Annotated in this window: 22 protein-coding genes, 1 tRNA gene and 1 pseudogene; 11 read left to right on the forward strand and 13 right to left on the reverse strand. The window is 70.0% G+C overall.

The features are described 5' to 3' along the window. Positions 1–107: 107 nt before the first annotated feature. Both IEX89_RS16765 and IEX89_RS16770 read right to left on the reverse strand, forming a co-directional pair. Entirely contained in the window at positions 108–1496 is a 1389-nt protein-coding gene (locus IEX89_RS16765; protein WP_188914398.1) for a TolC family outer membrane protein, read from the reverse strand. A 233-nt stretch (positions 1497–1729) separates the two neighbouring features. Next, complete coding sequence (locus tag IEX89_RS16770; protein WP_188914399.1) at positions 1730–2398, reverse strand: protein-L-isoaspartate O-methyltransferase family protein; 669 nt, start codon at positions 2396–2398, stop codon at positions 1730–1732. Between the two features lie 301 nt (positions 2399–2699). Between IEX89_RS16770 and IEX89_RS16775 the strand changes: the two genes are divergently transcribed. Beyond that, a complete protein-coding gene (locus IEX89_RS16775; protein ID WP_188914400.1) occupies positions 2700–4166 on the forward strand; it encodes a methyl-accepting chemotaxis protein in 1467 nt (488 codons plus the stop codon). Positions 4167–4234: 68 nt separating this feature from the next. Here the strand turns inward: IEX89_RS16775 and IEX89_RS16780 are convergent. Continuing rightward, positions 4235–4308 (reverse strand) — tRNA-Cys (locus IEX89_RS16780). A 358-nt stretch (positions 4309–4666) separates the two neighbouring features. Here IEX89_RS16780 and IEX89_RS16785 point away from each other — a divergent pair. The 7 genes from IEX89_RS16785 (at position 4667) to IEX89_RS16815 (ending at position 11348) form a co-directional block, all read left to right on the forward strand. Then, positions 4667–5800 carry a DUF4214 domain-containing protein gene (locus IEX89_RS16785; protein ID WP_188914401.1) on the forward strand — a complete coding sequence of 378 codons (1134 nt, stop codon included), beginning with the start codon at positions 4667–4669 and terminating at the stop codon, positions 5798–5800. Positions 5801–5932: 132 nt separating this feature from the next. Next, positions 5933–6976, forward strand: a complete 1044-nt coding sequence (speB, locus tag IEX89_RS16790) for an agmatinase (RefSeq protein ID WP_188914402.1) — start codon at positions 5933–5935, stop codon at positions 6974–6976. 104 nt (positions 6977–7080) lie between these two features. Then, positions 7081–7926, forward strand: a complete 846-nt coding sequence (locus IEX89_RS16795; protein WP_280513923.1) for a transporter substrate-binding domain-containing protein — start codon at positions 7081–7083, stop codon at positions 7924–7926. A 238-nt stretch (positions 7927–8164) separates the two neighbouring features. Further along, the gene (locus IEX89_RS16800; protein ID WP_188914403.1) at positions 8165–9028 is read left to right on the forward strand and encodes a transporter substrate-binding domain-containing protein; all 864 of its coding nucleotides are present in this window, start codon (positions 8165–8167) and stop codon (positions 9026–9028) included. 46 nt (positions 9029–9074) lie between these two features. Then, a complete protein-coding gene (locus IEX89_RS16805) occupies positions 9075–9797 on the forward strand; it encodes an ABC transporter permease (protein ID WP_188914404.1) in 723 nt (240 codons plus the stop codon). Beyond that, complete coding sequence (locus tag IEX89_RS16810; RefSeq protein ID WP_188914405.1) at positions 9797–10537, forward strand: ABC transporter permease; 741 nt, start codon at positions 9797–9799, stop codon at positions 10535–10537. Before IEX89_RS16805 ends, IEX89_RS16810 begins: the two co-directional genes overlap by 1 nt. 46 nt (positions 10538–10583) lie before the next feature. Further along, on the forward strand, positions 10584–11348 hold the full coding sequence (locus tag IEX89_RS16815) for an ABC transporter ATP-binding protein (protein WP_188914406.1): 765 nt from the start codon (positions 10584–10586) through the stop codon (positions 11346–11348). Here the strand turns inward: IEX89_RS16815 and IEX89_RS16820 are convergent. Beyond that, positions 11329–11631: a hypothetical protein gene (locus IEX89_RS16820; protein WP_188914407.1), complete on the reverse strand. Its 303-nt coding sequence runs from the start codon at positions 11629–11631 to the stop codon at positions 11329–11331. The genes IEX89_RS16815 and IEX89_RS16820 overlap by 20 nt on opposite strands. Before the next feature lie 157 nt (positions 11632–11788). On the opposite strand from IEX89_RS16820, the gene IEX89_RS16825 reads away from it, so the two are divergent. After that, on the forward strand, positions 11789–12517 hold the full coding sequence (locus IEX89_RS16825; RefSeq protein ID WP_188914408.1) for a YcbK family protein: 729 nt from the start codon (positions 11789–11791) through the stop codon (positions 12515–12517). A gap of 168 nt (positions 12518–12685) precedes the next feature. After that, positions 12686–13357, forward strand: a complete 672-nt coding sequence (locus tag IEX89_RS16830) for a carbonic anhydrase (RefSeq protein WP_188914409.1) — start codon at positions 12686–12688, stop codon at positions 13355–13357. A gap of 19 nt (positions 13358–13376) precedes the next feature. On the opposite strand, the gene IEX89_RS16835 is transcribed toward IEX89_RS16830, so the two are convergent. From IEX89_RS16835 to IEX89_RS24465, 7 genes and pseudogenes are all read right to left on the reverse strand, one after another. Then, positions 13377–13715: a hypothetical protein gene (locus IEX89_RS16835; protein WP_188914410.1), complete on the reverse strand. Its 339-nt coding sequence runs from the start codon at positions 13713–13715 to the stop codon at positions 13377–13379. A gap of 2 nt (positions 13716–13717) precedes the next feature. Further along, positions 13718–13978, reverse strand: coding sequence for a hypothetical protein (locus IEX89_RS16840; protein WP_188914411.1), 261 nt, complete (start codon positions 13976–13978; stop codon positions 13718–13720). 64 nt (positions 13979–14042) lie between these two features. Next, on the reverse strand, positions 14043–15281 hold the full coding sequence (gene arsJ, locus IEX89_RS16845) for an organoarsenical effux MFS transporter ArsJ (protein ID WP_188914412.1): 1239 nt from the start codon (positions 15279–15281) through the stop codon (positions 14043–14045). A 2-nt stretch (positions 15282–15283) separates the two neighbouring features. Then, positions 15284–16333 (reverse strand): ArsJ-associated glyceraldehyde-3-phosphate dehydrogenase, encoded by a 1050-nt coding sequence (locus IEX89_RS16850; RefSeq protein ID WP_210317655.1) that lies wholly within the window; start codon positions 16331–16333, stop codon positions 15284–15286. Next, positions 16330–17409, reverse strand: a complete 1080-nt coding sequence (gene arsB / locus IEX89_RS16855) for an ACR3 family arsenite efflux transporter (RefSeq protein WP_188914413.1) — start codon at positions 17407–17409, stop codon at positions 16330–16332. Before arsB ends, IEX89_RS16850 begins: the two co-directional genes overlap by 4 nt. 2 nt (positions 17410–17411) lie before the next feature. Continuing rightward, on the reverse strand, positions 17412–17954 hold the full coding sequence (locus IEX89_RS24460; RefSeq protein WP_244645541.1) for an arsenate reductase ArsC: 543 nt from the start codon (positions 17952–17954) through the stop codon (positions 17412–17414). A gap of 87 nt (positions 17955–18041) precedes the next feature. After that, positions 18042–18275: pseudogene (locus tag IEX89_RS24465) on the reverse strand (ArsR/SmtB family transcription factor); the annotation flags it as partial. Between the two features lie 129 nt (positions 18276–18404). On the opposite strand from IEX89_RS24465, the gene IEX89_RS16865 reads away from it, so the two are divergent. Continuing rightward, positions 18405–18914 (forward strand): DUF6653 family protein, encoded by a 510-nt coding sequence (locus IEX89_RS16865; RefSeq protein WP_188914415.1) that lies wholly within the window; start codon positions 18405–18407, stop codon positions 18912–18914. Between the two features lie 14 nt (positions 18915–18928). Here IEX89_RS16865 and IEX89_RS16870 read toward each other — a convergent pair whose 3' ends face one another. Together IEX89_RS16870 and IEX89_RS16875 are read right to left on the reverse strand one after the other, a co-directional pair. Beyond that, on the reverse strand, positions 18929–20014 hold the full coding sequence (locus IEX89_RS16870; RefSeq protein ID WP_188914416.1) for an SDR family oxidoreductase: 1086 nt from the start codon (positions 20012–20014) through the stop codon (positions 18929–18931). 104 nt (positions 20015–20118) lie between these two features. Then, entirely contained in the window at positions 20119–20820 is a 702-nt protein-coding gene (locus IEX89_RS16875) for a thermonuclease family protein (protein ID WP_188914417.1), read from the reverse strand. Positions 20821–20945: the final 125 nt, after the last annotated feature.

Raw genomic sequence — 20945 nt, forward strand, 5'->3', positions numbered from 1 at the left:
AGGATCGACCCGTATGGTCAACGAAAGCTTAACGCGGCTTGTCGGAACGGCGCAAAGCGCAATGTGCGTCGTCCACGGCGAAACGTCGGGTCGCGCCGCCCGCGGCGTCACTGGCCGGACGGCGTCTGCGTGCCGTACCAGAGCCCGTCGACCTGCTCGAAATGGACGCTGGCGTCGTAGATCTCGACACCGAGCGCGAGCTGGGTCGGCGTGAGCCTCCCCATCGCCTGTACGAGGGCGTAGCCCGCCACCACGCGATCGCGCTGCGCCGTGATCAGGTTCACGCGCGCGTTCAGCAATTCCTGCTGGGCGTTGAGCACGTCGAGCGTCGTGCGCTGGCCGACCCGGGCCTCCTCGCGCACGCCCGAAAGCGCCGTCTCGGCGGCGGAGACCTGGGCCTGCGCGGCCTCGATCTGCGCCGTCGACGCGTCGAGCTGGCCCCAGGCGGCGATGATCGCGGCGCGGACCTGCTCGCGGACGAGATCGACGTCGAAGCGACGCTGCGACGCGATCTCCTTGGCCTGACGCACGCGCGCCGAGACCTCGCCGCCCTGGTAGAGCGGCACGTCGAGGCGCGCCACGATCTGCGCGGACGTGGTCCGGTCGCCGGAGATCGAGGAATCGTAGCGATGGTTCACCGCACCCTGGACGCCGAGCGTCGGCAGGAGCTCGCCCTCGATCAGTCGGACCTGCGCCTGCGCGGCGTCGAGCGCGTGACGCGCGGCGGTGATGTTGGGATTCTGCGAAAGCCCGATCTCGACCGCGGCCTCGACCGAGCGCGGGATCAGGCGCGCGGGGATGCTGCCCGGCTGCAGCTGGCGTGGATCGACGCCGACGATGCGGCGGTAGATCGCGATGCTCGAGCGCAGGTTCGCCTCCGCGAGGCTGACCTGAGAGCGGGCGGCCGCGACGCGCGCCTCGGACTGAGCGACGTCGGTGCGGGTCACCTCGCCCACGTCGAATCGGTCCTGCGTCTGGCGCAGCTGCTCGCCCAGAACGTCGATGTTGTTGCGCTGCAGGTTGAGGATCGCCGTGTCGCGCAGGACGTTCATGTAGGCCTGCGCCGCCTGGAACAGCACGTCCTGGACGGAGGCCTCGAGGTTCTGGCGCGCGGCGAAGACCTGGCTCTCGGCCTGGCGCACGGAGGCGGCCGTGCGGCCGCCGTTGTAGATCGTCTGGTTGATCTGCAGGCCGATGCCGCGAGGAGTCAGCGCGCTCTCGGAGGAGATGCCGCGCAGCTCGCGCTCGCTCCAGGTACGGCCGATGTCGGCGCTGGCGCTGATGCGGGGGCGATAGCCGGAGAGCGCACGGGGCACGTTCTCGTCCGTGGCGCGCACGCTCGCGCGCTCGCCGTTGATGATCGGGCTCGCGATGTAGGCGCGCGAGAGCGCGGATTCGAGCGTCTCTGCGAGCGCCGCGGCGGGATACGCCGCCGACAGGCCGAGCGCCGCTGCGATCAGCGCTGCGTTCCAACGGACGGACCTGGCGCGCGACATCAACTCTTCCCTGTCCTGGCCCGACGACGGGAACGGTTCGGCGTCCCTGCGACTCGGGCGTTCATACTGAGCACGGTGCTGCGCAAGAATACGGCCGGGACGCTTCCGAGCAATGCTCATCGCCCCGCCTCGGCCATTTCCTCGCCATCCGTTGCCCCAAAACCACGATTCGGCCGCGGCCGGAAACCGCTTTTCTCAGCGGGTCTTAGCAAAAGTCAGTCGGTCGGCCGCCGTCAGAAGACGAAGCCCGGCTCCTCGCGGAACGGGGCCAGCACCGGCGCCGCCGCGTCGAAGATGGCGCGCGACCCGAAGGTGTCGCCGGAGCGCACGAAGATCGTGGCGCGGCTCGTGCGGCTGCCGTCGCCGACGATGGCGCCGAGCCGCCCATCCTCGGCGAGGCATTCGAGCAGCGCCTGCGGACGCTTCTGGGCGGCGCCGTTCAGGAGGATCACGTCGAAGGGCCCGTGCCCGGCGCAGCCGTTCTCGATCGGCCCCACGACCACCTCGACGTCCCCCGCCCCGTGCGCAGCGAGGAGCTCGCGCAGGCGCGCGGCCACCGCCTCGTCCGACTCGAGCACCGTCACCGTAGCGCCGAGCCGTCGCATCGCGACCGCCTCGTAGCCGAGCCCGCTCGCCACCACGAGCGCGCGCTCGCCGGCGACGAGGCGCAGGTTCTGCAGGAGACGCCCGAAGATCATGGGCGGCAGGAGCCAGCGCCCGCCGTCCTGGGTGCGCGCCACGGGCAGGCTCTGGTCCGAATAGGCGAGCGCCCTCGCCTCCTCGGGCGCGAAGTCCTCGCGCGGGATGTCGTTCATGGCCGAGAGGATGCCGAGATCGGTGATGTCGTAGGTGCGCAGCTGGTGGTCCACCATCATGCGGCGCACGCGGGCGAAATCGATCATCGAAGCCTCTCGGATCACGCAAGCATCGTCGGGTCGGCGTCTCGGGGACGTCGAGCTTTTGATGGATCGGTCGGCGAAAGGCAAGCGCGAGGGCGCGCGCGGCGGGTCCGCGAGACCCCGCATCCCGCCTCTCCGGGGGGCCCGGGACGATCCTCGCCGATTTGGTTCCGGTTCGATCGTGATCGCGCCGGATTGGAATTAATTGACACTATTAGATGTCAAATTCCGCTACCGTGTTTACGTCCGTGGAAGGATACGGGTCCAGGCTTCGCGCATCCACTAGAGACGAAACGGACAATCTATGAAGCTCTTCTCGATGCGCGGCCGGGCCACCGGCGACCGCGGCGCCACCCCGCATCTGTTCGTGCTCGACGAGAGCGGCAGGATCCTCTCCGCCAGCCAGACCCTGCTCACCGCCAGCGGCCGCACGCCCGCGGACGTCGTCGGCCGAACGCTGGCCGACATCCTCGACCTCTCCGCCGCTGCCGGGGAGACGGATCTCTTCGCCTCCCTGCGCCGCGGCGAGACGAGCGCCCGCGAGGTGTCGATCCGCACCCGCGACGGGCGCGAGGCGTGGCTTTCGGCGACCTTCGTTCCCGTCCGCACGAAATCGGGCGCGCTGGAGCGTGTCGTCGTCACCGGCGCCGACGTCACCGACGTCGTCGCCCGCGCCCGCGACGCGCAGAGCCAGCTCGACGCCATCAACCGCTCGCACGCGGTGATCACCTTCGCCCTCGACGGCACGATCCTGGACGCCAACGAGAACTTCCTCTCGGTGATGGGCTACACCGACGCGGAGATCGTGGGGCGCCACCATCGCATTTTCGTCGATGCCGCCTATGCGAAGAGCGCGGATTACGCGGAGTTCTGGGCCGTTCTCGCCCGGGGCGAGTACCGCTCCGCCGAGTACCGCCGCATCGCCAAGGGCGGGCGCGTCGTCCACATCATGGCCTCCTACAATCCGGTCTTCGACCGCACGGGCAAGCCGGTGAAGGTGGTGAAGTTCGCCACCGACGTCACAGCCCAGGTGCAGGAGCGTGAGCGCCGTCGCGAGGCGGTGAAGGCCATCGATTCCGACGTCGGGCGAATCGCCGAGGCGGCGGAGCGCACCCGCGCCACGGCGGAGGCCTCGGTGACCACGTCCGGACAGGTCTCGGCGAACGTCCAGTCCGTCGCCTCTGCGGCGGAGGAGCTCGCCTCGTCGGTGGGCGAGATCAGCCAGCAGGTCGCACGCTCCTTCGAGATCTCGACCGAGGCCGTCACCCAGTCCAAGGCGACGGACGGCATCATCGCCGAGCTCGACGCCTCCGCCTCGCGCATCGGCGAGGTGGTGGAGCTGATCCGCTCCATCGCGGGCCAGACGAATCTCCTCGCGCTCAACGCCACGATCGAGGCCGCGCGCGCGGGCGAATCGGGCAAGGGATTCGCGGTCGTCGCGGCGGAGGTGAAGAGCCTCGCCCAGCAGACCGCCAACGCCACCGACGAGATCAGCGGCCAGATCGCGCAGACTCAGGTCGCCACCGGCAAGGCCGTGACCGCCATCGGCGAGATCGGCCGTACCATCGAGCGGATGAACCAGGTCTCGTCCGGGATCGCCAGCGCCATCGAGGAGCAGACCTCGGTGACCCAGGAGATCTCGTCGAGCATGCAGGACGCCGCCGCCGACGTCGCGAGCGTCATCGCCGGCGTCGAGGAGATGGCCCGCTCCGCCGCCCTCGTCGCCGACGCGACGCGCACCCTGCGCGAGGCGTCGCGGTCGGTGGCGTGATCGGGCCGCGACGAGCTCGCGCTCGTTCCAGACGCCTGCGATCGAACCAGATTGTCGGGATGAGATTTTGGAGGCCTCGCCCGGAATCGAACCGGGGTGCAAGGATTTGCAGTCCTCTGCGTAACCACTCCGCCACGAGGCCTCGTCCGCGGCGTCTCCGTCGCGGGCCACCTCCATATCAGCGCCTCGCGCGCCGTGGCAAGCCCTAAGTGGCTAGCTAGAGACCCCACCTCGCCGGGCCGGGCACGGCACCGCGCCGGAGCGGAATAGGGTCGGTCGTGGTCGAGAAAGCGGACTGCAAGAGTGTGCCGAAGACGGGTCGACAATTCTCTGGCCCGTCGGAAAACAGCGACTTCTGATAGTGTATTGCCGGCAATCGCCGCGCGCCGACCAAGGTCGATTGCCTCTTGGAAGCCGGCGATTCCAATTGACAGCCCGCAGTGCCCCCTGGAGAGTGATACACTCTAGAGAGGATTTCTCTCAGTGTCGCGGGGGCTCGGATGGCGGATATCACGATTTTCAACGGCCAGGTCAACGGAACACCAGGGAACGACGTGTTTCGAACGACGGTCGGCCTCAGCAACTTCTCCGTCAATGCCGGGAGCGGGAACGACCAGTTCGTCGCCGACGTCAGCCATCTGGCCGGCGTCACATGGGAGGTCTTAGGCGTCGAGACCTTCACCTTCTTCGGAAGCCGGGAGACCATCTTCTTCAGCAGCTTCGGCAGCTTTCCGAAGACCATCGATTTCTCCGGCGTCTCGTCGCTCGCGCTCGCGACGATCCGGGACGGCTTCCTGACCAACACCGTGATCGGCGGCCCGCTGACGGCCGCGGGCTTCTCAAGCAGCTTGACCTCGACTGCCACCCTCCAGACGATGGACTTCAACACCGGCGTCGCAGTCTTGAACCGCACGAACGGCGAGACCGTCGCCTTCAATTCGTCCGCGCTGCCGGTCTTCTTCCTCATCGACGGGGTGAACTCTTCGACGACGGGAAGCGCGGCCAACAACGCGGTCCATGTCGCTCATGGCGTGCACACGTTCAACGGCGGCGCGGGTGTCGACAGCGTGGCCATCCGCTTCGAGACGATGGGCGCGCAGATCGGGCAGTTCCAGGTCCTCTCTCGCCCGGACGATACGCTGACGATCACGAATCCCACGGCGGCCCGCCCCTTTTCCGTGGAAGCCGGTTCTGTCGAGCGTGTTCAGTTCATCGACGGCCAGGGTGCGTTCGTCCGGACGCTCGCGTTCGACACGGGTGCGGGCGAGAACGCCGGTTCCGCCTATCGTGTCTATCAGGCCGCCTTCGATCGAACGCCCGACAACGACGGGCTGAAGTTCTGGATCGATCGCGCCGATGGCGGAACCTCGCTGATCGACATCGCCGCCGGCTTCGTGGCGTCCGCGGAATTCCAGTCGATCTACGGTGCGAACCCCACCAGCGCCCAATTCGTCGGGCGGCTCTACCAGAACGTCCTCGGGCGGGAGGGAGAGGCCGGCGGCGTCGCCTTCTGGACGAACGAGCTGAATACCGGCGCGCGCAGCCAGGCACAGGTGCTGGCCGATTTCGCCGAGAGCCCGGAGAACGTCGTCGGCGTGGCGCCGGCCATCGACGGCGGCATCGTGCTTCTGTAGAGCCAAGACGGCGGTGGAGTTCTCTCGGCGGCGCTCCTTCGTTCCCGCCACCCTTCCCCACCGCCCTCCCCGGTGCTTTGATCCCGGTCGGACCGCCGCGGCCGGCGGCGGGGAACGACGACGGGGAGCGCCATGGACGCGGACAAGCTCGCACGCCTGAGGGCGCGCTACGGGCAGGCCAAGGGCGGGGACATCCACGATCCCGCCTTCAAGGCGGTTGCGGACACCCAGTTCCGCGACGGCGAGCGCCGGCGCTGGCCCTTCGCCGACGTCGCGACCTTTCTCGGGGCGCCCTATCGCCCGCAGGCGCTGGAGGAAGGCTTCTCCGGGCTCGACGTGGCGATCTTCGGCGTGCCGATGGATCTGGGCGTCACCAACCGCTCGGGCACGCGCTTCGGCCCGCGCGCCGTGCGCGGGATCGAGCGGATCGGGCCCTACGAGCACGTGCTCCGCGCGTTGCCGACCTACACCCTGCGGGTGGCCGACGTCGGCGACGTGGCGATGGAGAGCCGCTTCTCGCTCGAGCGCTGCCATGCCGACATCGAGGCCTATGCCCGCCGCGTCGTCGAAGCCGGCGTGCGCACGCTCGCGGTCGGCGGCGACCACTCGATCTCCCTGCCGATCCTGAAGGCGGTGGGCGCCGGCCGGCCAGTCGGCATGATCCACATCGACGCCCACGCGGACACGTCGGGCCCGTACGAGGACACCAAGTTCCACCATGGCGGTCCCTTCCGGCAGGCGGTGCTCGACGGCGTCCTCGACCCGGAGCGGACGATCCAGATCGGCATTCGTGGGTCGGCCGACTGGCTCTGGGAGTTTTCCACCGAGAGTGGCATGACCATGATCCACGCCGAGGAGGTCGACACGCTCGGCATCCCGGCGATCGTCGAGCGCATCCACGAGGTCGTGGGCGAGGGGCCGACCTACCTCTCCTTCGACATCGATTCCATCGACCCCGCCTTCGCGCCCGGTACGGGCACGCCCGAGGTGGGCGGGCTCACGCCCCGCGAGGTGCTCGCGCTCATGCGGGGCTGCGCGGGGCTCGACATCGTCGGGGGAGACGTCGTCGAGGTCGCGCCGCAATACGACGCGACGACGAACACGGCCCACGTCGCCGGGCAGATGCTGCTGGAGATTTTGTCGCTGATGAGCCTTGCCCCGTCTCTACGCGATTGACCGCGGGCGCGTGAGCGGCTTGAGTTGCGCCAGAAGCGGGCCGAGGGGGCCCGCCCGCGCCCGAACGGGGCGCGAAACCAGAACGAACGAGGGAAGAACGACACATGCGCTTCATGAAGACGCTCGGCCTCGCCATCGCCGCCTCGGCCTTCGCGATCGGCGCCGCGACCGCCCAGGAACAGGTGACCATCGCCACCGAGGGCGCCTACGCGCCCTGGAACTTCTCGAACCCCGACGGCACGCTCGACGGCTTCGAGATCGAGCTCGCCCGCGACCTGTGCGAGCGCATGGAAGCCGATTGCGAGATCATCGCGCAGGATTGGAACGGCATCATCCCAGGCCTCACCGCCGGGCGCTACGATGCCATCATGGCGGGCATGTCGATCACCGCCGAGCGTGAGGAGGTGATCTCCTTCGCGGGTCCCTACACGCTTTCGCCCAACGGCTTCCTCGTGCCCAACGGCTCGGATCTCGCCGACATGCCGGGCACCGGCGAGCGCTTCAACCTCGACACCAACACCGAAGCCGCCATGGCGGCGCTCGAGGAGGTGAAGCCTCTGCTCGAGGGCAAGGTGATCGGCGTCCAGGGCTCGACCACCCACGCCAACTTCGCCCGCGAGCATCTGGCCGACGTCGCCGAGATCCGCGAGTACGGCACCACCGAGCAGCACGACCTCGACCTCCAGGCCGGCCGCATCGACGCCGTGCTGGCGGACGCGCCGACGCTGCGCGCCACGATGGAGAAGCCCGAGTTCCAGGGCGAGTTCTCCATCGTCGGCCCCGGCTACGTCGGCGGCATCCTCGGCCGCGGCGTGGGCGTCGGCCTGCGCCAGGAGGACGAGGAGCTGCGCACGCGCTTCAACGAGGCGATCGCGGCCGCGGCGGCCGACGGCACCATCAAGGAGCTGTCGGAGAAGTGGTTCGGCACGGATCTCACGCCGGCCATGTGAGCCGCGGGATTCGTGATCGCGCTCTCCGGAGCCGAAGCGAGGTGGCGGAGCGGCTCGCTCCGCCACCTTTCATTTGCATCTGCCCGTCTCGCAGGCCGTTTGCCTCCGCCGTCGCAAAAAAGTAGTGCTTGCCAGCTCGTGCACCCTGCCTGTTAGGTAGGCAGCAACGGGCGACGCAGAGCGCCCGGTGGACAGGCGATCCGCCCATGCCGGATCCCTCCAGAGGGGAACGAAGAACATGTCCATCGCAAAAGCCCTCGGGCTCGGGGTCGTCGGCGCCGTGCTGGCGCTGTCCCTCGCGCCGCAGGACGCGACCGCCCAGAGCGAGTGGGAGACGGTCCGCATCGCCACCGAAGGCGCCTACGCGCCGTGGAACTTCTCGAACCCGGACGGCACGCTCGACGGTTTCGAGATCGAGCTCGCCCGCGACCTGTGCGAGCGCATGGAGGTCACCTGCGAGATCGTGCAGCAGGACTGGGCGGGCATCATCCCCGCGCTCCAAGCCGGGCAGTACGACGCGATCATGGCGGGCATGAACATCACCGACCAGCGCGAGGAGGTGATCTCGTTCTCGCGCTCGTATGCGGGCACGCCCCACGGCTTCGCCGCCATGGCCGGCTCGCCGCTGCTCGAGCTCGAGACCGCCGACGCGCCGCTCTCCCTCGACGACGATCCGGATCAGGTCGCGGCCACGATCGAGGCTTGGAAGCCCATCCTCGAGGGCAAGGTCATCGGCGTGCAGGGCTCGACCACGAACTCGAACTTCCTGCGCGAATACCTCGACGACGTCATCGAGATCCGCGAGTACGGCTCCACCGAGCAGCACGACCTCGACCTCACGGCCGGGCGCCTCGACGGCATCTTCGCCGCGCATTCGGCGCTCAAGGCGACGCAGCAGAAGCCGGAATTCGCCGACATGCAGATCGTCGGCACGGGCATGCGCGGCGGCATCCTGGGCCGCGGCGTCGCAGTGGGCGTGCGCCAGGGCGACGAGGACCTCGCCGCCATGTTCAGCGCCGCGATCGACGAGGCGATGGCGGACGGCACCGCCGCCGAGCTCGCCGTGAAGTGGTTCGGCGTCGACGTGACGCCCGCCGAGTGACCCGCACGAGGACGCGCCCCCGGTCACGGGGGCGCGACGGGACGACATGACGCCGATCGGCTTCTTCGAGATCATCGGGTTCGGCGAGCGCGGCTGGGGGGCCGCGCTCCTCCTCGCCGCGGGAGTGACGCTCGCCGTCGCGATCTGCGGCTTCCTCGTGGGCTCGGTGCTCGGCTCGCTCGCCGCCGCGGCGAAGCTTTCGCGAAACCGCATCGCCGCGGCGATCGGAGACTTCTACACCACGGTGCTGCGCGGCATCCCCGACCTCCTCGTCATCTACCTGTTCTATTTCGGCGGATCGCTGGCGCTCACCAATGTCGGGCGCATGCTCGGCTACGACGGCTTCATCGGCCTGCCGGTCTTCGTCACCGGCGCGCTCGCCATCGGCGTCGTCAACGGCGCCTACCAGGCGGAGGTCTTCCGCGGCGCCTATCTCTCGCTCTCCAAGGGCGAGTTGGAGGCGGCGAAGTCGGTTGGCATGAGCCGCGCGCTCATGTTCCGGCGCATCGTCGTGCCGCAGGTGCTGCGCTACGCGATCCCGGGCCTCGGCAACGTCTGGCAGCTGGCGCTGAAGGAATCGGCGCTCATCTCGGTCATCGGGCTCGTCGAGCTCCTGCGCCAGGCGCAGATCGGCGCCGGCTCGACCCGCCAGCCGTTCTACTTCTTCCTCGCGGCGGCGATCCTCTATCTGGCGCTCACCACGATATCCACGATCGCCTTCCAGAAGGCGGAAGAGCGCAGCATGCGCGGCGTCCGGAGGGCGGGCTGATGGATCTCGCCTTCCTGTGGTCCACCTTCACGACGCTGATCGAGGGCGTGCCGCTGCTCCTCGAGCTCGCGGCCCTGTCGCTCGCCATCGGCGCCGTCTTCGCGCTGCTGCTCGCGACGATGCGCCTGTCGAACGTCGCCGTGCTCGACTGGACGGCGCAGGGCTACATCTTCGTCTTCCGCGGCACGCCGCTCCTCGTGCAGATCTTCCTGATCTATTACGGGCTCGGCCAGTTCCGCCCGGCGCTGCAGGATCTCGGCCTGTGGTGGTTCTTCCGCGAGCCGTTCTATTGCGCGGTCTTCGCGCTGACGCTCAACACCGCCGCCTACGCCGCCGAGATCTTCCGCGGCGGCCTGCTGTCGGTGCCCCACGGGCAGATCGAGGCGGCCAAGGCCTGCGGCATGTCGCGGGCGATGCGCTTCCGGCGCATCACGCTGCCCATCGCCATCCGCCAGGCGCTGCCGGCCTACGGCAACGAGATCATCCTGATGGTGAAGGCGACCTCGCTCGCCTCCGTCATCACGCTGATGGAGGTGACGGGCCTCGCCCACCGCCTCATCGCCCAGAGCTTCCGGGCGGTCGAGGTGTTCGTCGTGGCGGGCGCGATCTATCTCTTCATCAACTTCGTCGTCACCCGCGCGATCCTGATGATCGAATGGCGCCTGTCCCCGCACCTGCGCCAGCCGCCCACCGCGGAGGCGCCGATGAAGCCCGAGCCCGCCCATGCGCGAGGGGCGTGACCCGATGGCCGCGCCCGTCCCCGTACCTTCCCCAGAGCGAGAGCCCATGACAGACGCCGCCGTCGCCGTTCAGGACCTGCGCAAGAGCTTCGGTGCGCTCGAGGTACTCAAGGGCGTCTCGCTGACGGCGCGGGAGGGCGACGTGATCTCGATCCTCGGCGCCTCCGGCTCGGGCAAGTCGACGATGCTGCGCTGCATCAACATGCTCGAGATCCCCGACGGCGGCGTCGTGACGATCGGCGGCGAGACGATCCTCATGCGCAAGACCCGCCGCGGCATGCAGCCGGCGGACCCGCACCAGGTGGACCGCATCCGCTCCCAGGTCGCCATGGTCTTCCAGAGCTTCAATCTCTGGTCCCACATGACCATCCTGGAGAACGTCGTCGAGGCGCCGATCCACGTGCAGAAGCGCGACAAGGTGGAGGCGCGGGAGGAGGGCATGGCGCTCCTCGAAAAGGTGGGCATCGCCGACAAGGCCGGCCACTACCCCTCCCACCTCTCCGGCGGCCAGCAGCAGCGCGCCGCCATCGCCCGCGCGCTCGCCATGCGCCCACGCGTCATGCTCTTCGACGAGCCGACCTCCGCGCTCGACCCCGAGCTCGTCGGCGAGGTGCTGCGCGTCATGCGCTCCCTCGCCGAGGAGGGCCGCACCATGCTCGTCGTCACCCACGAGATGGGCTTCGCCCGCGACGTCTCCAACCGCGTGATGTTCCTCCACCAGGGCGTCGTCGAATGCGAGGGCGAACCGCAGGCCATGTTCGCCGACCCCGAGAGCGAGCGCTTCCGCCAGTTCATCTCCTCGCATCGGTGAAGCGCTCGCGGTCTCCCGTCGCCTTCGCGACGAGCGCGGCGATGCCGAGCACGATGGCGCCGACCACGAGCCAGATCGCCACGATGGCGAAGAGGCCGAGATCGCGGATCGTATCGAAGAACCAGGCGATCCACGCCACCTGCTCGGGATCGCGCGCGGCGAGGTCGGCGCGATTCACCGCGAAGCCGCCCACGAGGTCGACGGCGCCGTAGCCCAGCAAAGCCGCGAGCGACCAGAGGGCGACGATCGCCCACGCGACGATCCAAACCCTGCGTGTCGTCATCTTTTGGCCTCCCTTGGCCGGTTTCTCAGGTCTCGTCATCGGCGAAACGGCCGAGCGGGGCGCTTCGATCCCGCCGCACGTCTCGCCGCGATCGGAATAACGGCCGCGAAGGCCGCGCCCCGGCTCTCGGGGGCGCCCCCACAAGGACGCCGTCCGCATGCGATGCACCCTCCCCCGTCGCAGGCGCGCGCTCGCGCGCGCCCTGCTCGTGGCACCGCCCGTCTCCCTCCTCGCTCTCGCGGTCCTCGCGGGCACCCTCGGCGCCCCGTCCTCCGACGCGCGAGCCGAGGGCCTCTCCCACGTCTACGCGACGATCAAGCCCGAGACCGCGGCCGATGCGACGAGCCCGGACGAAGCGGATCCCGAGACGGTAGACAGCGAAGACGCCGAGGAAGCGGCAGCGGCGGACGCCGAGGCCGGCCCGGCGCCGGCGCCCATGCCGACGGGCGATACGGGGCTCTCCAACGTCTACGCCACGCTCAAGCCCGCCGAAGAGCTGGACACCGGGCTGGACGTGGAGACCACGGGCTCCATCCCGCGCACGCTCGGCGGCTTCGCCGCGCAGATCGAGGCCGGCGCCATCTGGGTGCGTGCCAGCGCGCCGACGCGCTGCCTGCCGGGCGATCTCACCCGTGTCGTGGCCGAGGTGGCGGAGCGCTTCGGCGAGGTGCGGATCATGTCGACCCATCGCAGCGCGCGCCACAATCGCCGCGCCGGCGGCGCGCCGCGCTCCATGCACCTCTCCTGCCGCGCCATCGACTTCCGCGTCGCCGGCGGCAGCCGCCGCGTCCTCTCCTACCTGCGGGATCATCCCGCGGTCGGCGGGCTCAAGCTCTACCGCTCGGGCCTCATCCACATCGACGACGGCGAGCGCCGCAGCTGGTGAGGCTCGGGCGCGGGCTCGGCTCTGCACCCGCCGTACGGCTTACGGAAATCTCCATAGCTTGCCTGTCGAACTCCCCGATTCTACACCCGTTGTACGGACGATCGCGGCGCCGAGGCGCGGGCGATCGTCGTGCGGGCGGCTCGAGCCCGCTGCAGCGGGGAGCGCAGCATGATCCCGGACAGGCTCGTCGAAGGCTATCGCGACTTTCTGCAGGGCCGCTTCATGGACGAGCGGGCCCGCTACGCGGACCTCGCCGAGACCGGCCAGAGCCCCGAGATCATGGTGATCGGCTGCGTCGACAGCCGGGTCTCGCCGGAGGTGATCTTCAACGCCGCGCCGGGCGAGCTGCTCGTCGTGCGCAACGTGGCGAACCTCGTGCCCGCCTACGAGCCGCACGGGGACACGCAGCACGGCACCTCCGCCGCGCTCGAGTTCGGCGTGCAGGCGCTGAAGGTGAAGCACATCGTGGTCCTCGGCCACGCCCGCTGCGGCGGCATCCGCGCCTTCGCGGACGAGTCCTCCCCGCTTTCGCCGGGCGACTTCATCGGGCGGTGGATGAGCCAGATCGCGCCCGCCGCCGAGAGCCTCGGGCCGCGCGTCCCCGGCGACGAGGATTCCTACCGCACGCGCCTGGAATTCGCCTCCGTCGAACTGTCGCTCAGGAACCTGATGACGTTCCCGTGCGTGCGCCTGCTCGTCGAGCGCGGGCGTCTCGCGCTGCATGGCGCCTATTTCGGCATCGCCTCAGGGCGGCTCCACGTGCGCGATCCGGAGACCGGCCAGTTCGAGCCGGTGTCGCGAGCGCCGGCGGTGCGCCGGACGCTCGTTCACTGCGTCTAGATCAGGAGCGTCTCGACGCTCAGCGGCGCGTCTGCCCGAGCCTGTCGGTCGCCTCGCGCGCGTCGCGATCGGCCTCCTTGCGATCCTCCGGCGTCTCCCCCGTCGACAGGCGGCGGGTGGTCTCGGGCGTCTCGCGAGCGGTGAGCTCGCCGTGTGTGGACGCGTCGCCGCCGGCGCCGGACGTCGCGGCCCGGTAGGCGTGCGCCTCGCCGCCGGGATCGTCCCAGACCGCCTGCTGCGTGAGGTTGCCCTCCGGCCCGCCGTCGCCGACGGGCGCGTTTTCGTCGCGCTGACGATTGCGCAGGCGGCTGACGTCCTCGTCCTTGAGGTTGGGGCGGTCGCGGCTCGTGTCGGCCATGATCAGGGCTCCTGGAATTCGTCTGGGGCGGGGGCGAGGATGTCGATGCCGGGGTCGAGCGCCTCCGGCGGCGGCAGCTCGCCGGACGCGCCGTCCTCCTCGCCGCGCAGGCGCCGCAGCTGGGCGGGCGTCGGCTGGTCGATCGCGGCGCCGACGCTGCCGGTAGCGTCCATGTCTCCGCGCTCGCTCTCCTGCGCGGAGAGCGCGGCCGGAGCGAGAACGAGAGCGGCGAGCGCCAGTGCGATGGATGATATGCGGGACATCGGGCCTCCGGTCTGAACGTGACCGGAGGGGAATGACGCGCGTCGGCGGGGGTTCCGTCGCGCCTCAGGCGGCCGCCCGCGCCGTTGCCCCGCGCGGCAGCGCCAGCGTGATCGCGAAGCAGAGCGCCAGCATGATCGCCGAGCCGAGAAGGCAGGCGAGGATGCCGCCGGCCTGGTAGAGGAGCCCCGAGAGCAGCGTGCCGGTGAAGCGCCCGGCCGCGTTCGCGGCGTAGTAGAAGCCCACGTCCTCCGCCGCCTTCTCCGAGCCCGCATAGGCGAGGATGAGGTAGGAGTGGACGGAGGAATTCACCGCGAACGCGACGCCGAAGATCGCGAGCCCGCCCACGAGGACGAGGTCCGGCCGCCCCACGCCGGCGGCGAGCGCCGCCGCGATCAGCGCCGGCACGGCAGCGAGGCCGAAGGACCAGGCGCGCGCGCCGTCGACCTCCGTGCTCAGCCCGTCGGCGCTGCGCTTCACGAGCGCGGGCGCCGCCGCCTGCACCGCCCCGTAGCCGATGGTCCAGGCGGCGAGGAAGCCGCCGACCATCGTGAAGGTCCAACCCTGCGCATAGAGGAAGACCGGAACGCCCACGACGAACCAGACGTCCCGCGCGCCGAACAGCGCCACCCGCGCCGCCGCGAGCAGGTTCACGCCGCGCGACTTGGCGAACAGCTCCTTCGCGCTCTTCGACGCCTTCGCACGGCCCATGTCGCGGGGAAGCGCCAGGACGACGCAGACGAGCACGATCGCGAGCGCGCCGGCCATCGCCCAGAGCGCGAGCTGGAAGCCGAGCGTCTGAAGCAGCAGGCCGCCGAGGAAGAAGCCCAAGCCCTTCATGGCGTTCTTGGAGCCCGTGAAGAACGCGACCCAGCGGAACAACCGGCTCTCGCCCGCCTCCTTGCGGGCCTGCGCCTCCGCGACCTTGATGGCGCTCTTGGAGGCCGTCTTCGTCAGGTCCTTGGCGACGCCGCACACGCCCTGGGCGACGACGACCCACGCCACCGAAAGCGCCGCCGCCCAGTCCGGCGAGACGCCGGACAGGACGAGGAAGCCCGTGATCTGCGTCGCGAGCCCCACGCTGAGCATCCGCGTGATGCCGAAGCGCGTCGCGAGCCAGCCGCCGATCATGTTGGCGCCGATCCCCGCCGCCTCGTAGAGCAGGAACAGGAACGCGAGCGTGAAGGGCGAGTAGCCGAGCCCGAAGAAATACAGCAGCACCAGCATTCGCAGGGCGCCGTCGGTGAGCGTGAAGCCCCAATAGCTCGCCGTGACGATGGCGTAGTTGCGCGCTCCCGTCGTCATGGTCAGATCCCCACGCGCGCCATGTGCGAGACGAGGTCGACCATCCGGCAGGAATAGCCCATCTCGTTGTCGTACCAGGCGTAGACCTTGAGCAGCGTGCCGTCGGTGACCATGGTGGACGGCGCGTCGACGATGGAGGAGCGCGTGTCGCGGGCGTAGTCCGCCGAGACGAGGGGGCGCTCCTCGTAGCCGAGGATGCCCGCGAGCGGGCCGGCCGCGGCCTCGGCGAAGAGGCTATTGACCTCTTGCGCCGTCGTCTCGCGGGCGAGCTCGAAGACGCAATCGGTCAGCGACGCGTTGAGGACGGGCGCGCGCACGGCGTGGCCGTTCAGCTTGCCCTTCAGCTCGGGATAGATGAGCGCGATGGCCGTGGCGCTGCCCGTCGTCGTCGGCTGCAGCGAGAGCATGGCCGAGCGCGCGCGCCGCAGGTCCTTGTGGACGGCGTCGTGGACGACGTTGGTGTTCGTCGGATCGTGGATCGTCGTGATCTGCCCGTGCCTTATGCCGATATTCTCGTGCACGACCTTCACCACCGGGGCGAGGCAGTTCGTGGTGCAGGAGGCGGCGGTGACGATCCGGTGGCGATCTGGATCGTAGAGGTGCTCGTTCACGCCCATGACGACGTTGAGAACGGAGGCGTCCTTCACGGGCGCGGCGACGACGACGCGCTTGGCGCCGCGGTCGAGGTGCCCCTCGAGCATGTCGGGCGTGAGGAACTTGCCCGTCGCCTCGATCACGACGTCGACCCCGAGATCGCCCCACGGGATGTCCCCGGGCGCGCGATGCTGCGAGAAGGCGAGCCGACGCTCGCCGATGGCGATGGCGGCCTCCCCCTCCGCGCGGATCGGCGCGCGCCAGCGGCCCTGGACCGAATCGAACTCGACGAGATGCGCGAGCGCCGAGGCGGAGCCCTTGATCTCGTTGACGGCGACGACGTCGAGCCGGTTCTCCCGGCGGGGATCGTCGTCGGGCCGCTCGGCGGCGCCGAGAGCGGCGCGGAGCGCCAGGCGGCCGATGCGGCCGAGCCCGTTGATGCCGACGCGCAGCGTCATGGGAGAGATCCTTTCGAGGTCTGGTCGCGCCGGGCGGCGGCGCCGCGCACGGAGCCGGCGCGCTCGTACCAGCCGCGCGAGCGGTTCACGACGGCGACGAGGGAGAGCATCACCGGCACCTCGATGAGGACGCCGACGACGGTCGCGAGAGCCGCGCCCGAGGAGAAGCCGAACAGCGCGATGGCGGTGGCGACGGCGAGCTCGAAGAAGTTCGAGGCGCCGATGAGCGCGGAAGGGCCGGCCACGGCATGGCTCTCGCCGAGAACGCGATTGAGCAGGTAGCCGAGGCCGAAGGTGAGGTACGCCTGGATGAGGATCGGCACCGCGAGCAGCGCGATGACGAGGGGCTGGTCGACGATCTGGTCGCCCTGGTAGCCGAAGAGCAGAACCAGGGTCGCGAGCAGCGCGACGATGGAGACGGGCTGCAGCCGGGCCAGCACGCTCGCGAGTGCCGCCTCCCCGCCGCTTCCCAGGATTCGCCGACGCACGAGATAGGCCGCGATCACCGGCACGACGATGTAGATCACGACGGAGAGGAGCAGCGTCTCCCACGGCACGACGATCGCCGAGAGCCCGAGCAGCACCGCGACGATGGGCGCGAAGGCGAAGACCATCACCACGTCGTTGAGCGCGACCTGCGTGATCGTGAAGCGCGGCTCGCCCCGGCAGAGGTTCGACCAGACGAACACCATGGCCGTGCACGGCGCGGCGCCGAGCAGGATGAGCCCCGCGATGTAGCTCTCGATCTGATCCGCAGGCAGCAGCGGGCGGAAGAGCCAGCCGATGAAGATCCAGCCCAGCACCGCCATCGAGAACGGCTTGATCCCCCAGTTCACGAGAAGCGTCACGCCGATGCCGCGCCATTGCCGGCGCACCTCGCCGAGCGCGCCGAAATCGATCTTCACCAGCATGGGGAAGATCATCAGCCAGACGAGCCCGGCGACCGGCAGGTTCACCTGCGCTACCTCCATGCCGCCGAGCGCCTGGAAGAAGCCGGGCACGAGCCGGCCCGCCGCGATGCCGACGACGATGCACAGGGCGACCCAGAGCGTGAGCCAGCGCTCGAAGACGGACATGGTCAGGCGCTCGCGCGCTCAAACGGCACGACGGCGCCCGTCGAGGCGCCCTCGATCGTGCCGATCTCGTCGAGCTTCTTCGAGAGCGCGAGGCGGTCGAGGCTCGCGATGGGCAGGCTCGTGAAGACGCCGATGCGATTCTTCAGGTAGCGGAAGGCCTGGCCGAAGGCCCGTTCGCGCTCGAAGGGCGCGCCTTCCACCGCGGCGGGATCCTCGATGCCCCAATGCGCCGTCATCGGCTGTCCCGGCCAGACCGGGCAGGGCTCGCCCGCGGCGGCGTCGCAGACGGTGAAGACGAAGTCGAGCTGCGGCGCGCCGGGCTCGGCGAACTCGCGCCAGTCCTTCGAGCGCAAGCCCTCGGTGGGATAGTCGAGCGCCTCGAGCACCTTGAGCGCCAGCGGCTCGACGAAGCCCTTGGGCCTCGATCCGGCGGAGTGGACGCGAAAGCGTCCCTCGCCCTCCTTGCGCAGGATGCTCTCGGCCAGGATGGAACGGGCGCTGTTGCCCGAGCAGAGGAAGAGGACGTCGTACACCCGGTTCGGCATGGGAAGGCTCCCGAGGAGGGGGGCGCAGATCTCCGGGCGGCCGTCGCAGCACTCCTCGAGGAGGAAGCGCACGAGACCGGCCAGCCCGTCGACCTTCGCCCGGTAGACGATCGAGCGGCTCTCGCGGCGGCTCTCGACGAGGCCCGCACGCTCGAGATGGGAGAGGTGGAAGGACAGGTTCGACGCCGAGGCGCCCACCGCCTCCCCGATGGCGCCCGCCGCCATCCCGGCTTCCCCCGACCGCACGAGCAGGCGCACGACGCGCAGGCGCGTCTCCTGCGAAAGGGCGGCGAAGGCGGCGATCGCGTGGGATTCGAGCATGAGGACGTTTCGATGATTCAAGAGACCTTGAACTAATAGGCGGAGACGTACGCTCCCGTCAAGCGGCTTGCGCACGGCGCCCGGCCGTGACGTCCTGCGCGGCGTGTCGAAGCCGCCACGGAGCGCGAGATGGATCTGTTCAGGGCGTCGGAGCGCCTGATGACCATGGACGAGGCCGCGTGGGAGCGCCACGCGCACCCGATCAGCGTCTATTCGCGCATGATCCTCGGCCTGCCGCTCGTCGTCCTCGCGATCTGGTCGCGGGCGTGGATCGGCTGGTGGGCGCTCGCCGTGCTGGCGCTCGTCGCGTTCCTGGTGTGGGTGAACCCGCGCCTCACGCCGCGCCCGCGCTCGACCGACAATTGGGCCTCGAAGGCGACGTTCGGCGAGCGCGTGCTCCTCGCCCGAAGGGACGTGCCGGTGCCGGCGCACCACGCCGTCATGGCGCACCGGCTCACCGCCGTCTCGGCAGCGGGCATACCCTTCCTCGCCTACGGCCTCTGGGCGCTCGACCCGTGGCCGACGCTGCTCGGCGGCGTTCTGGTCTATGCCGGCAAGCTGTGGTTCCTCGATCGCATGGTTTGGCTCTACGAGGACATGCGCGCCGTCGAGCCGCGCTACGCCGCCTGGCTGCGCTGACGCGTCAGCGCAGGTTAGCGCTTGTGCACCGCCGCCCGCGGTGTCGGGCGCGCGAAGCGGCCCGAGGGGGAGCGCTCGATCGGCCCTCCGCGATCGCTGCGCGCATAGACGAGCGCCGCGATGCCCGCGCCCGCCGCCACCGCCGCGGCGGTGGCGAGGCCCGGATGCATCAACGCCTGGGTATAGGCGGAGTGCTTGAGCGTGGGATAGGGGTAGGACGAGCGCTCATCGCCGTCGCGCATCGGCCGGTAGAGGCTCGAGGCGTTGCGCGGCGCCCGCGGCGCACTGCTCTCCTGCAGGCCGGGCATGATCTTGCCCATCACCCGATCCGCCATGCGCGGCGCGAGCCCCGCGGCCCAGGAGATCGCCTGCCCGCCGCCGCCCACGACGAGATCGCGCACGTCGTGCTCGCACGAATGGAGGACGGCGTGTGCCACGGTCTCCGGCTCGTAGACCGGCGGCGGGTTCTGCGGCGCGTGGTCGAGGTAGTTCTTGGCGTGCTCCTTGTAGGGCGTGTTGATCGCCGACGGCTTGATCAGCGTGATCGAGACCGGCGCGTCGATGGCGTCCATCTCCGATCGCAGCGCCTCCGTGAAGCCGCGGATCGCCGCCTTGGAGGACGAGTACGGCCCCTGCAGCGGGATGGAGCGATCGCCCAGTACCGAGCCGATGTTGATGATCTTGCCGGGTCCGCCGCGGGCGCGGAAATGCTTCACCGCGGCGAGGCAGCCATAGACCGTGCCCCAAAAATTCGTCTCGAACAGGCGGCGCATGTCGGCCGTGTCGACCTCGTCGATGCGGCCGTAGATGGCGATGCCGGCATTGTTGATCCAGGTGTCGAAGCCGCCATAGGTGCGGATCGCCTGATCGGCGATGCGGGCGACGTCGCGCTCGACGCCGACGTCCGCCTCGCAGGTCGCGACCCGCGCGCCCTCCTCGCGCAGCTCGCGGGCGACACCTTCGAGCGCGTCGGCATTGCGCGCGGCGATGACGAGGTTCGCGCCGGCGCGGGCGAGATGGCGGGCGGTGACGAGGCCGATCCCGCTCGTCGCGCCGGTGACGACGACCGTCTGCTGGTCGAGGGGCTTCAAGCGGGTCATGGCTTCTCTCCCGTGAATTGCGAATGGCCACGGGAACGAGAGGCGGGGCCGAGGGTTCCGGCCCGCTCCGAAGCGTCGCAGGCTCGCCGGTCGAAGAGAGCGGCTCAGCGATGCGCCTTCTGCCAGCCGGCGGCGCGCGCCTCGGCCTCCGAGCAGAACCAGCGCTCGCCGTCGCGCTCGTCGATGCGCGTGCGCTCCCAGTCGGGGCTGTCCTGCGTGTGGTAGAGCCGCCGGCCCGAACGCGAGACGTTGCCCTTGATGGTGCAGCCGCCGGGCCCGACGCTGGCGGTCTGGTCGGTGCGCCCGGCTCCGCGCTGCGCGGCCCGATGCTCCCAGGGCGCCGTCGCCTCGCCCGCGAACATGCCGGCGCGCGATGCGCGGGCGGCCCGCTCGTTCGCGACGTAGCGGTCGCTGAAGTCGCGATAGGCGAAGGCGAGCCCCTCGGAGACGAGCGTGCCGTTCAGGTCGCGATCCCCGGCCCGGCAGATGCCGACGATGCGCTCGTAGGGGTCGCGATCCACCTCCTCGCAGAGAATGGTGCGCCCGTCCGCCAGCTGCTCCAGGCGCCGCATCGCTGCGCGCCCGCAATCCCAGCGCGAACCGTCGGCGCGCTCGCAGGATTGGTCTAGCTCCGGCGCGTCGATGCCGAAGAGGCGTATCCGGCGGTCACCGCCGAGATCGAGCGTGTCGCCATCGGCGACGCGCGCGACGCCGCGATGGACGTCGCCATCGGCCGCGAAGGCCGTCGAAGCGAGGGGAAGGGCGGCGAGCGCGGCGAGGAGCGCGAATCGAGCGAGACGGGGCATGCCCCGCACATCGCCAGATCGCGCCGTGCGATACAACTAGAAAACGGACGTCGGATGCCGCCTCAGGTAGCGTACGCAACCTCAGAAGGATTATTACCCCTGCCGCAACGTCAACCGCGATCGCC

This window comes from Salinarimonas ramus, from assembly GCF_014645695.1.
Lineage (GTDB): Bacteria > Pseudomonadota > Alphaproteobacteria > Rhizobiales > Beijerinckiaceae > Salinarimonas > Salinarimonas ramus.

Excerpts from the sequence above, each read along its gene's own strand:
- IEX89_RS16765 (WP_188914398.1), bottom strand. The coding sequence starts at position 1,496 with ATGTCGCGCGCCAGGTCCGTCCGTTGGAACGCAGCGCTGATCGCAGCG.
- IEX89_RS16770 (WP_188914399.1), bottom strand. The coding sequence starts at position 2,398 with ATGATCGATTTCGCCCGCGTGCGCCGCATGATGGTGGACCACCAGCTG.
- IEX89_RS16775 (WP_188914400.1), top strand. The coding sequence starts at position 2,700 with ATGAAGCTCTTCTCGATGCGCGGCCGGGCCACCGGCGACCGCGGCGCC.
- IEX89_RS16785 (WP_188914401.1), top strand. The coding sequence starts at position 4,667 with ATGGCGGATATCACGATTTTCAACGGCCAGGTCAACGGAACACCAGGG.
- speB (WP_188914402.1), top strand. The coding sequence starts at position 5,933 with ATGGACGCGGACAAGCTCGCACGCCTGAGGGCGCGCTACGGGCAGGCC.
- IEX89_RS16795 (WP_280513923.1), top strand. The coding sequence starts at position 7,081 with ATGCGCTTCATGAAGACGCTCGGCCTCGCCATCGCCGCCTCGGCCTTC.
- IEX89_RS16800 (WP_188914403.1), top strand. The coding sequence starts at position 8,165 with ATGTCCATCGCAAAAGCCCTCGGGCTCGGGGTCGTCGGCGCCGTGCTG.
- IEX89_RS16805 (WP_188914404.1), top strand. The coding sequence starts at position 9,075 with ATGACGCCGATCGGCTTCTTCGAGATCATCGGGTTCGGCGAGCGCGGC.
- IEX89_RS16810 (WP_188914405.1), top strand. The coding sequence starts at position 9,797 with ATGGATCTCGCCTTCCTGTGGTCCACCTTCACGACGCTGATCGAGGGC.
- IEX89_RS16815 (WP_188914406.1), top strand. The coding sequence starts at position 10,584 with ATGACAGACGCCGCCGTCGCCGTTCAGGACCTGCGCAAGAGCTTCGGT.
- IEX89_RS16820 (WP_188914407.1), bottom strand. The coding sequence starts at position 11,631 with ATGACGACACGCAGGGTTTGGATCGTCGCGTGGGCGATCGTCGCCCTC.
- IEX89_RS16825 (WP_188914408.1), top strand. The coding sequence starts at position 11,789 with ATGCGATGCACCCTCCCCCGTCGCAGGCGCGCGCTCGCGCGCGCCCTG.
- IEX89_RS16830 (WP_188914409.1), top strand. The coding sequence starts at position 12,686 with ATGATCCCGGACAGGCTCGTCGAAGGCTATCGCGACTTTCTGCAGGGC.
- IEX89_RS16835 (WP_188914410.1), bottom strand. The coding sequence starts at position 13,715 with ATGGCCGACACGAGCCGCGACCGCCCCAACCTCAAGGACGAGGACGTC.
- IEX89_RS16840 (WP_188914411.1), bottom strand. The coding sequence starts at position 13,978 with ATGTCCCGCATATCATCCATCGCACTGGCGCTCGCCGCTCTCGTTCTC.
- arsJ (WP_188914412.1), bottom strand. The coding sequence starts at position 15,281 with ATGACGACGGGAGCGCGCAACTACGCCATCGTCACGGCGAGCTATTGG.
- IEX89_RS16850 (WP_210317655.1), bottom strand. The coding sequence starts at position 16,333 with ATGACGCTGCGCGTCGGCATCAACGGGCTCGGCCGCATCGGCCGCCTG.
- arsB (WP_188914413.1), bottom strand. The coding sequence starts at position 17,409 with ATGTCCGTCTTCGAGCGCTGGCTCACGCTCTGGGTCGCCCTGTGCATC.
- IEX89_RS24460 (WP_244645541.1), bottom strand. The coding sequence starts at position 17,954 with ATGCCGAACCGGGTGTACGACGTCCTCTTCCTCTGCTCGGGCAACAGC.
- IEX89_RS16865 (WP_188914415.1), top strand. The coding sequence starts at position 18,405 with ATGGATCTGTTCAGGGCGTCGGAGCGCCTGATGACCATGGACGAGGCC.
- IEX89_RS16870 (WP_188914416.1), bottom strand. The coding sequence starts at position 20,014 with ATGACCCGCTTGAAGCCCCTCGACCAGCAGACGGTCGTCGTCACCGGC.
- IEX89_RS16875 (WP_188914417.1), bottom strand. The coding sequence starts at position 20,820 with ATGCCCCGTCTCGCTCGATTCGCGCTCCTCGCCGCGCTCGCCGCCCTT.